The organism is Sphingosinicella sp. BN140058 (genome assembly GCF_004135585.1).
In the GTDB taxonomy this organism is placed as follows: Bacteria; Pseudomonadota; Alphaproteobacteria; order Sphingomonadales; family Sphingomonadaceae; genus Allosphingosinicella.
Window position 1 is genome coordinate 2,867,626 of the sequence record NZ_CP035501.1, and the last position, 12,182, is coordinate 2,879,807.

13 protein-coding genes are annotated in these 12,182 nt (G+C 65.9%); 7 read left to right on the plus strand and 6 right to left on the minus strand.

Going from position 1 to position 12,182, the window contains the following annotated elements; genetic code table 11:
* Positions 1-56 precede the first annotated feature (56 nt).
* Complete coding sequence (gene fumC, locus ETR14_RS13050) at positions 57-1,457, plus strand: class II fumarate hydratase (RefSeq protein WP_129385155.1); 1,401 nt, start codon at positions 57-59, stop codon at positions 1,455-1,457.
* A gap of 111 nt (positions 1,458-1,568) precedes the next feature.
* Positions 1,569-2,027: a GNAT family N-acetyltransferase gene (locus tag ETR14_RS13055; protein ID WP_129385157.1), complete on the plus strand. Its 459-nt coding sequence runs from the start codon at positions 1,569-1,571 to the stop codon at positions 2,025-2,027.
* Here the strand turns inward: ETR14_RS13055 and ETR14_RS13060 are convergent.
* Together ETR14_RS13060 and ETR14_RS13065 are read right to left on the minus strand one after the other, a co-directional pair.
* A complete protein-coding gene (locus ETR14_RS13060) occupies positions 2,024-3,895 on the minus strand; it encodes a glycoside hydrolase family 2 protein (RefSeq protein WP_129385159.1) in 1,872 nt (623 codons plus the stop codon). The genes ETR14_RS13055 and ETR14_RS13060 overlap by 4 nt on opposite strands.
* An 87-nt stretch (positions 3,896-3,982) precedes the next feature.
* Positions 3,983-5,326, minus strand: a complete 1,344-nt coding sequence (locus ETR14_RS13065) for a cellulase family glycosylhydrolase (RefSeq protein ID WP_129385161.1) — start codon at positions 5,324-5,326, stop codon at positions 3,983-3,985.
* Positions 5,327-5,475: 149 nt separating this feature from the next.
* Here ETR14_RS13065 and ETR14_RS13070 point away from each other — a divergent pair, with 149 nt between their 5' ends.
* Together ETR14_RS13070 and ETR14_RS13075 are read left to right on the plus strand one after the other, a co-directional pair.
* Entirely contained in the window at positions 5,476-5,664 is a 189-nt protein-coding gene (locus ETR14_RS13070; protein ID WP_129385163.1) for a hypothetical protein, read from the plus strand.
* Between the two features lie 178 nt (positions 5,665-5,842).
* Positions 5,843-6,379 carry a DUF4142 domain-containing protein gene (locus ETR14_RS13075; RefSeq protein ID WP_129385165.1) on the plus strand — a complete coding sequence of 179 codons (537 nt, stop codon included), beginning with the start codon at positions 5,843-5,845 and terminating at the stop codon, positions 6,377-6,379.
* 92 nt (positions 6,380-6,471) lie between these two features.
* Here the strand turns inward: ETR14_RS13075 and rplQ are convergent, their stop codons facing one another.
* The 4 genes from rplQ to rpsM form a co-directional block, all read right to left on the minus strand.
* The gene (rplQ, locus tag ETR14_RS13080; protein WP_129385167.1) at positions 6,472-6,894 is read right to left on the minus strand and encodes a 50S ribosomal protein L17; all 423 of its coding nucleotides are present in this window, start codon (positions 6,892-6,894) and stop codon (positions 6,472-6,474) included.
* 264 nt (positions 6,895-7,158) lie between these two features.
* Complete coding sequence (locus tag ETR14_RS13085) at positions 7,159-8,220, minus strand: DNA-directed RNA polymerase subunit alpha (RefSeq protein ID WP_129385169.1); 1,062 nt, start codon at positions 8,218-8,220, stop codon at positions 7,159-7,161.
* A gap of 84 nt (positions 8,221-8,304) precedes the next feature.
* On the minus strand, positions 8,305-8,694 hold the full coding sequence (rpsK, locus tag ETR14_RS13090; RefSeq protein WP_106512160.1) for a 30S ribosomal protein S11: 390 nt from the start codon (positions 8,692-8,694) through the stop codon (positions 8,305-8,307).
* A 78-nt stretch (positions 8,695-8,772) separates the two neighbouring features.
* On the minus strand, positions 8,773-9,141 hold the full coding sequence (gene rpsM, locus ETR14_RS13095) for a 30S ribosomal protein S13 (RefSeq protein WP_129385171.1): 369 nt from the start codon (positions 9,139-9,141) through the stop codon (positions 8,773-8,775).
* A gap of 227 nt (positions 9,142-9,368) precedes the next feature.
* Between rpsM and ETR14_RS13100 the strand changes: the two genes are divergently transcribed.
* The 3 genes from ETR14_RS13100 to ETR14_RS13110 all read left to right on the plus strand — a co-directional run bounded on the left by ETR14_RS13100 (position 9,369) and on the right by ETR14_RS13110 (position 12,098).
* Positions 9,369-9,788 (plus strand): secondary thiamine-phosphate synthase enzyme YjbQ, encoded by a 420-nt coding sequence (locus ETR14_RS13100; RefSeq protein WP_129385173.1) that lies wholly within the window; start codon positions 9,369-9,371, stop codon positions 9,786-9,788.
* A gap of 1 nt (position 9,789) precedes the next feature.
* On the plus strand, positions 9,790-10,275 hold the full coding sequence (locus ETR14_RS13105) for a YbaK/EbsC family protein (RefSeq protein ID WP_129385175.1): 486 nt from the start codon (positions 9,790-9,792) through the stop codon (positions 10,273-10,275).
* A gap of 116 nt (positions 10,276-10,391) precedes the next feature.
* A complete protein-coding gene (locus tag ETR14_RS13110) occupies positions 10,392-12,098 on the plus strand; it encodes a DEAD/DEAH box helicase (protein WP_129385177.1) in 1,707 nt (568 codons plus the stop codon).
* Positions 12,099-12,182: the final 84 nt, after the last annotated feature.

Genomic DNA, 12,182 nt, shown 5'->3' on the forward strand with positions numbered 1-12,182 from the left:
CTTGCGCTCCGCGAAGCCATAAAGGGCGCGGCAAAGATCAGCGCAACGGAGTCTTCATGGCATCGCTCACCCCAACCCGCACCGAAACCGACAGCTTTGGCCCGATCGACGTCCCCGGCGACAGCTATTGGGGCGCCCAGACCCAGCGCTCTATCCAGAATTTCCCGTTCGGCCCGCGCGAGACGATGCCGTCCGAGATCGTCCATGCCCTGGGCTTCGTCAAACAGGCGGCGGCCCGGGTGAATGCGAGGATCGGCGGCCTGGATGCGGGGCTCGCCGAGGCGATCCAGCAGGCGGCCGGTGAGGTTGCGGCAGGCAATCTCGACGATCAGTTCCCGCTGGTGATCTGGCAGACAGGCTCGGGCACCCAATCCAACATGAACGCGAACGAGGTAATCGCCGGCCGCGCCAACGAGATCCTGACCGGAAAGCGCGGCGGCAAGAGCCCGGTCCACCCCAATGATCACGTCAACAAGGGCCAGTCGTCCAACGACAGCTTTCCGACGGCGATGCACATCGCGGCGGCGCGCGCCGTCGAGCAGCGACTGATCCCCGCCCTCGAGACGATGCACCGGCGCCTCGCCGCGCAGGCGGCCGCGTGGGATCCGATCGTCAAGATCGGCCGCACTCACCTCCAGGACGCGACTCCGCTGACCCTGGGGCAGGAATTCTCCGGTTATGCGGCGCAGATCGCGGACGGCATCGAGCGCGTGCGCGGCGTGCTGCCGCGCGTGTACCGGCTCGCCCAGGGCGGTACCGCCGTCGGCACCGGCCTCAACGCGCCCAAAGGCTTTGCCGAGGATTTCGCGGCCGAGGTCGCCAAGCTCACCCGGCTGCCCTTCACCAGCGCACCCAACAAGTTCGAGGCTTTGGCCAGCCACGACACCCTGGTCGAGCTTTCGGGCGTGCTCAACGTCCTTGCGGTTTCGCTGACCAAGATCGCCAACGACATCCGCCTGCTCGGCTCCGGCCCGCGCTGCGGTCTCGGTGAATTGAAGCTTCCGGAGAACGAGCCGGGCAGCTCGATCATGCCGGGCAAGGTCAATCCCACCCAGGCCGAGATGCTGACCATGGTCGCCGCCCAGGTGATGGGCAATCACGTCGCGGTCACCGTCGGCGGGCTTCAGGGCCACATGGAGCTCAACGTGTTCAAGCCGGTGATCGCCGCCAACGTGCTGCGCTCGATCGATCTGCTTGCCACCGGCATGGAAAGCTTCACCGAGCGCACGCTCGACGGCCTCGAGCCGGACGAGCGCCGCATTTCCGATCTGATGAACCGGTCGCTGATGTTGGTGACCGCGCTCGCGCCGGAGATCGGCTACGACAATGCGGCGAACATCGCCAAACACGCCCACAAGAAGGGTCTCACCTTGAAGGAAGCCGGGCTCGAGCTCGGCCTGGTCGATGCCGAGACCTTCGATCGCGTGGTCAAGCCGGAGACCATGCTCGGCCGGTAAGCGTGTCGCGGACGTCGCCGAGACCATCTCGGAGACGTCCGTGAACTTCTCGCCTTTGGCCGCTCACCCATCATCGCTTAGAACGCGGACACCGAGGAAGTGGGGGCCGCGATGATCCAGATAGGCGAAGACGATCTTTCGAGCGAGGACGTGCGCGCGCTGCTCGCGCTGCATCTTTCCGGCATGCACGCCAGTTCGCCGCCGGGACATGTCTTCGCCCTCGATCTCTCCGGCTTGCAGTCGGCCGCCGTTACGGTCTGGACGGCCCGCATCGATGGCGACCTCGCCGGGATCGGCGCGCTGAAGGATCTCGGTGACGGCACCGGTGAGCTCAAGTCGATGCGAACCCACCCCGATCATCTCCGCAAGGGAGTCGCCGCAGCACTGCTCGAATATGCGATCGAGACAGCGAAGCTGCGCGGCTATCGCCGGCTGAGCATCGAGACCGGGACCGGCGAGGCGTTCGAGCCGGCGCTGGCCCTCTACCGGCGGCGGGGCTTCGAGCATGGAGAGCCGTTCGGGGAGTACGAGCATACCGCTTTCAACCAGTTGCTTCACTTGAAGCTTTAGCGGCCGCGGTCTTCCCGGCTGCGATACCAATCCGCGAGAATGCCGAACGCCTGCTTGCGCTCGCCGGTCTCCGAGATCAGCCCTTTGCGGTTCCAGCCTTGCTGGTAGACGGGATGCTGGCGCCGCGGCGAGCGGAAGTCCTTCAGGATCCAGGGCGACATGCCCGCCAGGAACGGGATCTTGCCCGCCATCGCCAGCGTCTGCCGGTAATATTCGGCCTGAAAATCCTCCGAGAATTTGCGGCGAAGCGTCGGATCCAGGAATCCGGCTTTGGCGTCCGCCCCGAATTCCGAGAGGATCAGGGGCTTGCCGGCGTCCGAACGCCAGCCGATCGCCGGCAGGTGCTCCAGCCGATCGCCGCTATACCAGCCATTGTAGGTGTTGATCGCCATCACGTCGAGCTTTGCGACCAGCGGATCATCAATCACCATTTCGATCTTCCCGTCCTGTTCGTTCCGTCGGGTCAGCAAGGCGGCGGTGACGAGGCGGCTGTCGTCGAGCGCTCGGACGTCGTCGGTGAGAGTGGTGAGGAAGGCGTTGCGCGGCGGCGATACCGGCGTCTCGTTGGCGACGCTCCAGAACGCGATCGACGCCCGGTTGCGATCGCGCAGGATGTTTTCGGCGAGCATCTTGCGGGCGACGGTTAGCGTCTCGGGCCGCGCGAACGCAACGCGCCAATAGACCGGCACTTCGCTCCACACGATCAGGCCCAACTCGTCCGCCATTCGGGTCATCACCTCGGAATGCGGGTAGTGGGCGAGGCGAACGAAGTTTCCGTGCAGACCGTCCTTGATCTCCGACAGCAAGGCACGGGCTGCGGCCGGCGTGATCGCGCGTGTAGGTTCCTTGCCGAGTTCCTCTTCATGCAGCGAGATGCCGCGCAGGAAGATCGGTTTGCCGTTGAGCAGGATCTGCGTTCCCCGGACCTCCAGGGTTCGGAATCCGATCCGATCGGCAAGCACGTCCGCGCCGCCTTCGAACTGCACCTCGTATAGGGTCGGCGCCTCCGGCGTCCATCGCTTCAGCCGTTGCGGCGCCGCCATGTCACCGGTCCAGCGGCCATCTGCGCCGGTCTTCCCGGAGAGAACGAGTCCGAGCGCAGGAATGCGAACCCGCACCGCTTGACCCGCTGCGCTGGGACCATCGAGGGCGATCGATGCGCGCATCCGTCCGTCCCTGGTCAGCCGGATCCACGCATCGTCGACATAGGTCACGGGCGTGGTGACGAGCCGGACGGGGCGGATCACGCCGCCATAAGTCTCCCAGTCGGTCACGGTTGGCGGTACCGCATCGGCCGAGCGCTCCGAATCGACCCCGATGGTGATCTGGTTTTCACCTGGGCGCAGCTTCCCGGTCACTTCGAAGGAAAAAGGGGTGAAGCCGCCCTCGTGGGTTCCGAGCGGCGCTCCGTTCAGAAAGACGCTGGCGCGATAGTCGACCGCCCCGAAATGCAGGAACTGCCGCTCGCCCACCTTCGGCGCCGCCTCGAACCGGCGCTGATACCAGACGAGCCCGTCATAATAGCGCATCGTGGCATCGTGGGTGATCCACGAGGACGGCAGTGTAGTCACCGGAGATCGGCGCAGATCCTGTTCCCACAGAGCGTACGGGTCCTTGCGCGTCTCCGCATCGACGTCGACGTCGGCATAGCGCTGGTGCGTGCGCCCTGGCGCCTCGCCATGAAAGCCGGCGACGCCGTCGCGATACGGGTCGACCGACCAGTTCCAGGGTCCCGAAAGATCCTTTCCGGCGCGCGCCGAGGCGTTGATCAGGACGCGGTCGGGAAGGATCTGCGCCGCAGCTGTGCCGGCACATGCGCTCCATAAGCCGAGCGCGCCGACGATCCAGGCCAGCCAGTATCGTGCCATCCCGCGTCTCTCCTTTGTCTTTGCGAGAAGCTTCCCAGCAACGCGCCGCCGGCGCAAGCCTCACCGGCCACCCTCAGCTCGGGAAGCTCAGGCTCGCAGGGCTTTGAGCGCGCCTGCATGCTCGCGGATCACGGCCTTGGTGCTCTCGTCGCTGTCGAACACGCTGTACCAGCCCTGCGGCTCGTGCGGCGGGTCGCCGAGATAGGTCGTGTCGCCCGGCTGAAAGCGATGGTCCGGGCTCGATGCGCGGCCTTCCCCGCCCCACGCCCAGAAATTTGATCCCGCGGTTGGTCCGCCGTTCTTCGCATCGGCGAGGACGGAATCGTAGATCAGCCGGTAGAAGCGATCCTTGAAGCTGGTTGAGGACGCCGGATCGAAGAGGCCACGGTCCCTCGGAAAGCCGAATTCCTCGATCACCAGCGGCTTGCCCAGGCGGGTGGCGAGGGCGATGTGGTCGGCAATGTAGGTGCGGACCTTGCCGGCTCCCGCGTCATAGGTGCCGGGCAGGTCGGCGCTGTCGACCCACGTCCAATTGAGCGGCCAGATGTGGGTGGTGAGATAATCGACGCCCGCCGGCTCGTGCGCCGAGATCACGCACTGGGCGTCGCTGTGGCATCCTTGAAGGCCTTCGCTGCCCGTCGATACGAGGTGATTGGGGTCGATGGACTTGATCAGGTTCGCGGTCTTGCCGATCCAGGCATAGAAGGCCGGCAGATTGGGGCGACCGACCGCCTCGCTTCCGGCGGGCCGCGGCTCGTTGGCGAGCTGCCAGGCCATGATCGCCGGATCGTCGGCGTACCGGATGCCGGTGAGGGAGTTGGTGCGCCCGACCACCGCCCTCACATAATCGTGATACAGGCCGATCGCGGCATCGCTGGTATAGAAAGCCGCGTTCATGTCGGCGAATTCGGGCCAGGGATGGGCCGGATCGTTCATGTTGATGTAGCGGCCACCATTGGTCCAGTAGAGGTAGGTCATCATCCCGCCCGACCATTCCCAGAAGTTGGTCAGGTAGATGACCGCTTTCATGCCGCGCTTGCCCATCTCGGCGAGGGCGAAGTCGAGGCCGGTCAGCAGTGTCTCGTTATAATTGGCGGTCTCGGTCCGGAACCCCGGCGTGATCGAGTTCTTGAGCGGCGACAGCTCGGCGGATCCGAGGATCCTGAGATTGTCGATGCCGAGCGCCGCCATCGAATCCAGTTCCCGCTTCAGCCGATCCCGGTTTCCATAGGCCGCGTTTGCACCCAGATAGGCCGCGTACCAGATGTTGGCGCCGGCATAGCGGTAGATCTCGTCGCCCACGCGGAAGCGGGTGCCGTCAGCTCGCACGAAGCGCGACGATCCTGCGGCCCCACCAGGGCCGGTGCCGGACGCGGCGCAGCCGGCGAGGAGGGCCGCCCCCGAAAGCAGGGCGGTACGGCGGTCGAACATGAGATTTTCCTCAACGAATCGGCGCAGCAGGCCGGAAGAAGAGGGCCGCCACGAGGCTGAGCAGGCAATGCTGCATCCGGGCATCGTAAACGGCATCGGCCGCCGGCGTCCAGATGGGAACCGGGGCCGACGGGCAGGGTTCCTCCCGCATGACCAGCGACACTTCAGGCGGCCGGACATCCTCCGGCCAGGCACCGGGCGACGAGGCCGCGCCGGGCACCCCGGGCACCGGCGAGAATCTCTGCCGTCATTGCAACGGCACCGGAGAGCATGACGGGACGCCCTGTCCGGTGTGCGGCGGCACCGGCAAGATCATCGAGGGCCTTGCCGGCGGGTGAGCATCACGGAATTCTTCGTGATCTGGGTTAACCTTCTGGTTTGATTGGGAACCGGGCGGCACGTCTTCCGGTTTGCTTGACGTCGCCAAGATAAACCACACCGAAAATGGCGGCCCTGATCGGCGGATCCGGTGCCATCGTGCGCCCCCGCGCGCGCTTGGCCGGAGGAGATGACCAGATGATCCGTTCCCTGCTGCTTGCCGCGTCCTGCGCGGTCGCCTTGTCCGCTTGCGCCACCACCGAAGCCGACATGCAGGCCGATGCCGCCGCGGCATCGGGCGACATGACCCCGACACAGCGCGGCGCCTATGTTGAAATGGCGGCAGCGAGCGATCTGTTCGAGATCCAGTCGTCGCAACTTGCCGAGCAGCGCGCAACCCGCCCCGAGGTCAAGGAATTCGCCCGCATGCTGATCCAGCATCATCAGCAGACGACCGCCCAACTCACCGCGGCCGCCACGGCGGCGGGAACGCCGCCGACGCCGGATCTGATGCCGATGCAGGCGCAGATGATGAGCGAGTTGCGCAATGCTTCGGGCGGTGATTTCGACGGGGTCTATCTGCGTCAGCAGGTGCCCGCTCACGAAATGGCGCTCGCACTGCACAGCAATTATGCCAGCAGCGGCGACACCGAGGCGCTCCGCGCCGTAGCCTCTGCGGCGGTGCCGATCGTCCAGCAACATCTTGATCGTGCCCGCCAGCTCCAGGGCGGCTGATCAATACCCGCCGAAACGGGAAAGGGCCCCCGCAACGCGGAGGCCCTTTCGTCATTCGATCAACTCGGGCTCGATTTCGAGCCGTCGATTGCTCAGGCGGCTTCGTCGAAGTCGTCGGCGCCCTGCACCGGGCCCGAATCCTGGCCCTTGGCGGACACGTCGCGATCGACGAACTCGATGATCGCCATCGGCGCCGCGTCGGAGGCGCGGATGCCGGCCTTGATCACGCGGGTGTAGCCGCCGTTGCGATCGGCGTAGCGCGGCGCCAGCGTGTCGAACAGCTTGACGAGCTGGGTGTCGTCGAGCAGCCGAGCATGGGCCAGGCGGCGATTGCTGAGGCCGCCCTTCTTGGCGAGCGTCACCAGCTTCTCGACATACGGACGAAGCTCCTTCGCCTTGGCGACGGTGGTGGTGATCTGCTCGTGCTTGATCAGGGCGGCGGCCATGTTCCGGAACAGGGCGGCGCGATGGCTGGAGGTGCGCTGGAGCTTACGTCCGGCAACGCGGTGACGCATGGTGACTTCCTTCTTCGTTCGTCCGGACCCCGTGTCAGGTAAATCCGGCCAGGCTGTCGAATGGGGGACAGCCCCGACCCCGTTCTCGCCGGACTGAAAGTCCATGCGAAAAGGCGGAGCCGCGGCCCCGCCTGTCGAGCGCTCCTCAACAGGATTCCGCGGGCAGAGTCAAGGCGCAGACACGTTTCAGGTCCGCTGCGCCGGGCAAAAGAAAGGCCGCCTCGCGGCGGCCTTTCCGGAAGATCAATGGTTCGAGCCGCTGGCTCAGCCCATCAGCTCCTGTTCGAGCTTCTTGGCCATCTCTTCGATATTCTCGGGCGGCCAGCCCGGAATGTCCATGCCGAGGCGCAGACCCATCGAGGAGAGGACTTCCTTGATCTCGTTGAGGCTCTTGCGGCCGAAATTCGGCGTGCGGAGCATCTCGGCTTCGGTCTTCTGAACGAGATCGCCGATGTAGATGATGTTGTCGTTCTTGAGGCAATTGGCCGAACGCACGGACAGTTCGAGCTCGTCCACCTTCTTGAGAAGGTAGCGGTTGAGCTGGTTCGCGTCGGTTTCGCCCTCGCCGGCCGACACTGCGGCGACGCCGGTCGGAACGCTGGTCATGGTCAGGCCTTCGTCGAAATGAACGAAGAGCTGCAGCTGATCCTGGAGGATGCGCGCGGCATAAGCGAGCGCGTCGTCCGGGGTGATCGTGCCGTCGGTCTCGACGGTGATCGTCAGCTTGTCATAGTCCAGCTCCTGGCCGACGCGGGTATTCTCGACCTTGTAGCTGACCTGACGCACCGGGCTGTAGAGCGCGTCGACCGGGATGAGCCCGATCGGCGCGTCGACGGGACGGTTCGAAGCGGCGGGCACATAGCCCTTTCCGGCTTCGACGGTCAGCTCCATGTTGAGCGTCGCGCCGTCGTCGAGATGGCACAGGACCAGGTCCTTGTTCATCACTTCGATGTCGCCGGTGGTGGTGATCGCGCCGGCGGTGACTTCACCGGGGCCCGTCGCCGACAGCTGCAGGCGGCGGGGCTGATCGCCCTCCATGCGAAGCGCGACTTGCTTCACGTTGAGGACGAGGTCGGTGATGTCCTCGCGAACGCCGGTGAGGCTCGAAAATTCATGCAGCACGCCCTCGATGCGAATCGAGGTGACGGCCGCACCCTGGAGCGAGGAGAGGAGGACGCGGCGCAACGAATTGCCGAGCGTCAGGCCGAAACCGCGCTCGAGCGGCTCGGCGACGAACGTCGCCTTGCGCCGCGCGTCGCCGGCGGCGCGCTTCTCGAGTGCGTTGGGCTTCTTCATTTCCTGCCAGTTCTTAGCGTTGACGGCCATGATCTTCCCTTGGATGCAACGGAGCCGCGGGGACGGTTCCGGATATGAAGGCCGGGACACCCTGGGGGTGCCCCGGCGAAGTCGTTACACGCGGCGGCGCTTCGAAGGGCGCACGCCGTTGTGCGGGATCGGCGTCACGTCGCGGATCGAAGTGATCGTGAAGCCGACCGCCTGAAGCGCGCGCAGGGCGCTCTCGCGGCCCGAACCCGGACCCTTCACCTCGACCTCGAGGGTGCGGACGCCATGCTCGGCGGCCTTCTTGCCCGCATCCTCTGCGGCGACCTGGGCGGCATAGGGAGTCGACTTGCGGCTGCCCTTGAAGCCCATCATGCCGGCCGAAGACCAGGCAATCGCATTGCCCTGGGCATCGGTGATGGTGATCATCGTGTTGTTGAAGCTGGCGTTCACGTGCGCGACGCCGGCGGTGATGTTCTTGCGCTCGCGCCGACGAATGCGCTGAGGTTCGCGTGCCATGGTCTCTTATCCTACCAAATCTCGTGTGACGCCGGGCGCGGTTCAACGGCGCTGCCGGCGGAGCAATTCGCGGACGAATTACTTCTTCTTGCCGGCGATCGGCTTGGCCTTGCCCTTGCGGGTGCGCGCATTGGTATGCGTGCGCTGGCCACGGACCGGGAGGCCCTTGCGATGGCGCAGGCCGCGATAGGACGCGAGATCCATCAGCCGCTTGATGTTCATCGCCACTTCGCGGCGAAGATCACCTTCCACGGTGTGCTCGGCGTCGATCGTTTCACGGATCTGGAGGACTTCCTGGTCGGAAAGATCCTGAACGCGGCGCTCAGGCGCGATGCCGAGCTTGTTGGCGATTTCCACGGCCTTGGTGCGACCGATGCCGTGAATGTAGGTGAGCGCGATAACGACGCGCTTGTTGGTCGGGATGTTGACACCCGCAATACGTGCCATGTGATATTTTCTCCTGCTCCACAGGGCGGCTGGCTGACCGCCCCATCTCAGCGCTTCGTGACATATCCCGAAACGGGCATAGCCGACGCGCGCAGATGCGCCGCCGGACGACCGGTGATCGGGATAACGGCCAAATAGGTGTTGGGCGCGCCTCTGTCAACGCTCGTGACAGGCAATAGGAAGTGTGAAGTGTGGCGCATCCGCAGCGGCCTGTCTAAGGCGCGACGATGCGCCAATCAACCTCGATGATCGAAATCGCAACGACGCGGCAGGGCCTGGTCGAGACCACTGGCGCCATCGTGCAGTGGGTCGAAAGCCAGGCCGTGCGCGAAGGTTTGCTCACGCTCTTCTGTCGTCACACCTCCTGTTCGCTGCTCATCCAGGAGAATGCGGCGCCGGATGCCCGGGCCGATCTCGAACGCTATTTCGCGCGCATCGCCCCGGAAGATTCGTCCGCATACGCCCATGATGACGAAGGTCCGGACGACATGCCGGCCCATCTGCGCGCGGCGCTCACCGCCGTGCAGCTGTCGATCCCGGTGATCGGCGGGCGACTCGCCCTCGGCACGTGGCAGGGCATCTATCTGTTCGAACATCGTCGCAGGCCGCACCGGCGTACGATCGCTCTGCATCTTCTGGGGGAATGACATGAGCCTTGAATCGGTTCGCGCGTGGCTTGCGGCGAACGCTCCGGATCTGCCGATCATCGAAGTCGAGGCGAGCACCGCCACCGTCGACGAGGCCGCGGACGCGCTGGGTGTGGAGCCCGGCCGGATCGCCAAGACGCTCGCCGTGCGCGCCGGCGGCGAGACCTTTCTGCTGGTCGCCCGCGGAGATGCGCGGCTGGACAATCAGAAGGCGAAGGCGGCATTCGGCGGGCGTCCCCGGATGCTCGGCGCCGACGAGACCCTGGCGCTGACCAGCCACCCGGTAGGCGGCGTCTGTCCGTTCGGGCTGGCAATGCCGCTGCCAATCTATTGCGACGTCTCGTTGCGGAATTTCGCGATCGTCTATCCGGCCGCCGGTTCACTCAATTCGTCGGTGGAAGTCTCGCCCGAACGCCTCGCGGAGATCACCGCCGCGCGCTGGGTGGATGCGTGCCGGTCGCCGCAAGAAGACGAGGCCGGCGCTTAGTCCCGGACTGGGTCAGAGTTGCTGCGGTGCAGCAAGTCGCTTCCCTCCCGGGCGATCAGGGTCTAAGGCGCCCACAAACCTTGCCCATCGAGGGCACACCTCCCATTTGGATTCCCATGCCTTTCAGCCAATTGCCCCCGCTTCTCGCGGAAGCCCTCTCCGCGCGCGGTTATTCCGCTCCCACCCCGGTTCAGGCCGCCGTTCTCGAGAGCGACGCCGACGGCCGAGACCTCATCGTGTCGGCGCAGACCGGCTCCGGCAAGACGGTCGCCTTCGGCCTCGCCATGGCCTCGCAATTGCTCGAGCAGAGCGGCGCGCTGCCCTTCATCCGAGAGCCGCTCGCTTTGGTCATCGCCCCCACGCGCGAACTTGCGCTCCAGGTCAGCCGCGAGCTCATTTGGCTGTACGGCAAGGCCGGCGCGCGGATCGCGACCTGCGTCGGCGGAATGGATGCCTCGAAGGAACGCCGCATGCTGGCGCAGGGCGCGCACGTGGTCGTCGGTACGCCCGGCCGCCTTCGCGACCATCTCGAACGCGGCGCGCTCGATCTGTCGCAGCTGCGCGTCGCCGTGCTCGACGAGGCCGACGAGATGCTCGACATGGGCTTCCGCGAGGATCTCGAAGAAATTCTCGACGCGACTCCCGAAGAACGCCGCACCCTGTTGTTCTCGGCAACCATGCCGAAGCCGATCGTCGCGCTTGCGAAGCGATACCAGAAGGACGCGCTGCGGATCTCCACCGTCGGCGAGGATCGCGGCCATGGCGACATCGCCTATCAGGCGGTCACGGTTGCTCCGGCCGATATCGAGAATGCCGTCGTCAATCTGCTCCGCTTCCACGAAGCCGAGTCTGCGATGCTGTTTTGCGCCACCCGCGACAACGTTCGCCGTCTCCACGCTAGCCTGATCGAACGCGGCTTCGCCGCGGTCGCCCTGTCCGGCGAGCACAGCCAGAGCGAGCGCAACCATGCGATGCAGGCGCTGCGCGATCGCCGCGCCCGCGTCTGCGTCGCCACCGACGTCGCCGCGCGCGGTATCGATCTGCCGACATTGTCGCTGGTCATCCATGTCGAACTGCCGCGCGATGCCGAAACGCTGCAGCACCGCTCCGGCCGCACCGGGCGCGCCGGCAAGAAGGGCACGGCTGTGCTGCTCGTCCCGTATCAGCGCCGCAAGCGCGTCGACATGATGCTGCGCGGGGCGAAGATCGCCGCCGAGTGGATCCAGCCGCCGACGCCGGAAGATATCCGCCGCAACGATCGCACGCGCCTGCTCGAAGCCTTGCTCGAGCCCGTCGAATATGACGATGAGGATCGCGAGGTCGCACAGAAGCTCCTCGCCGAGCGGAGTCCCGAGGATATCGCCGCGGCTCTGGTCCGTGCCCATCGCGCCCGCATGCCGGCGCCGGAGGAACTCGCCGATCAGCAGGACGGCGGCGACCAGCGGCAGCAGAAGGAGCATCGCCAGGGCTTCGAGGACACCGTCTGGTTCCGGATGGACATCGGCCGTCGCCACAATGCCGACCCGCGCTGGCTTCTGCCCTTGCTTTGCCGCCGCGGCCACATCACCCGTAACGAGATCGGCGCGATCCGCATCGCGCCCAACGAGACAGCGTTCGAGATCCCCCGGGCGGCTGCACGCCGCTTCGCCGAAGCGGTCAAGCGCACCGCCGGCGGTGATCCCGACGGCGAGGGCGCGATCCAGATCGAGGCGATGAACGGCACGCCTCGCGACGCCGCCAAGCAGAACCGCCGCGAAGGACCGCCGCCGGCGCGCCACAAGGCAAAACCAGCTTACAAGGCGAAGCCGCACCGCGCGCGGTAAGCCTCTCTTCTCCCCTCCCTTCCAAGGGAGGGGATCAAGGGGTGGGTCGCGGCCGAAGCCCCTCGATGGGGCTGAGGACGCCAA

Bases quoted from the DNA above. Each gene is read 5' to 3' on its own strand.
- ETR14_RS13100 (WP_129385173.1), top strand. From the start codon at position 9,369: ATGCGCCAATCAACCTCGATGATCGAAATCGCAACGACGCGGCAGGGC.
- ETR14_RS13065 (WP_129385161.1), bottom strand. From the start codon at position 5,326: ATGTTCGACCGCCGTACCGCCCTGCTTTCGGGGGCGGCCCTCCTCGCC.
- rpsK (WP_106512160.1), bottom strand. From the start codon at position 8,694: ATGGCACGCGAACCTCAGCGCATTCGTCGGCGCGAGCGCAAGAACATC.
- rpsM (WP_129385171.1), bottom strand. From the start codon at position 9,141: ATGGCACGTATTGCGGGTGTCAACATCCCGACCAACAAGCGCGTCGTT.
- ETR14_RS13105 (WP_129385175.1), top strand. From the start codon at position 9,790: ATGAGCCTTGAATCGGTTCGCGCGTGGCTTGCGGCGAACGCTCCGGAT.
- ETR14_RS13075 (WP_129385165.1), top strand. From the start codon at position 5,843: ATGATCCGTTCCCTGCTGCTTGCCGCGTCCTGCGCGGTCGCCTTGTCC.
- ETR14_RS13110 (WP_129385177.1), top strand. From the start codon at position 10,392: ATGCCTTTCAGCCAATTGCCCCCGCTTCTCGCGGAAGCCCTCTCCGCG.
- rplQ (WP_129385167.1), bottom strand. From the start codon at position 6,894: ATGCGTCACCGCGTTGCCGGACGTAAGCTCCAGCGCACCTCCAGCCAT.
- ETR14_RS13060 (WP_129385159.1), bottom strand. From the start codon at position 3,895: ATGGCACGATACTGGCTGGCCTGGATCGTCGGCGCGCTCGGCTTATGG.
- fumC (WP_129385155.1), top strand. From the start codon at position 57: ATGGCATCGCTCACCCCAACCCGCACCGAAACCGACAGCTTTGGCCCG.
- ETR14_RS13055 (WP_129385157.1), top strand. From the start codon at position 1,569: ATGATCCAGATAGGCGAAGACGATCTTTCGAGCGAGGACGTGCGCGCG.
- ETR14_RS13085 (WP_129385169.1), bottom strand. From the start codon at position 8,220: ATGGCCGTCAACGCTAAGAACTGGCAGGAAATGAAGAAGCCCAACGCA.
- ETR14_RS13070 (WP_129385163.1), top strand. From the start codon at position 5,476: ATGACCAGCGACACTTCAGGCGGCCGGACATCCTCCGGCCAGGCACCG.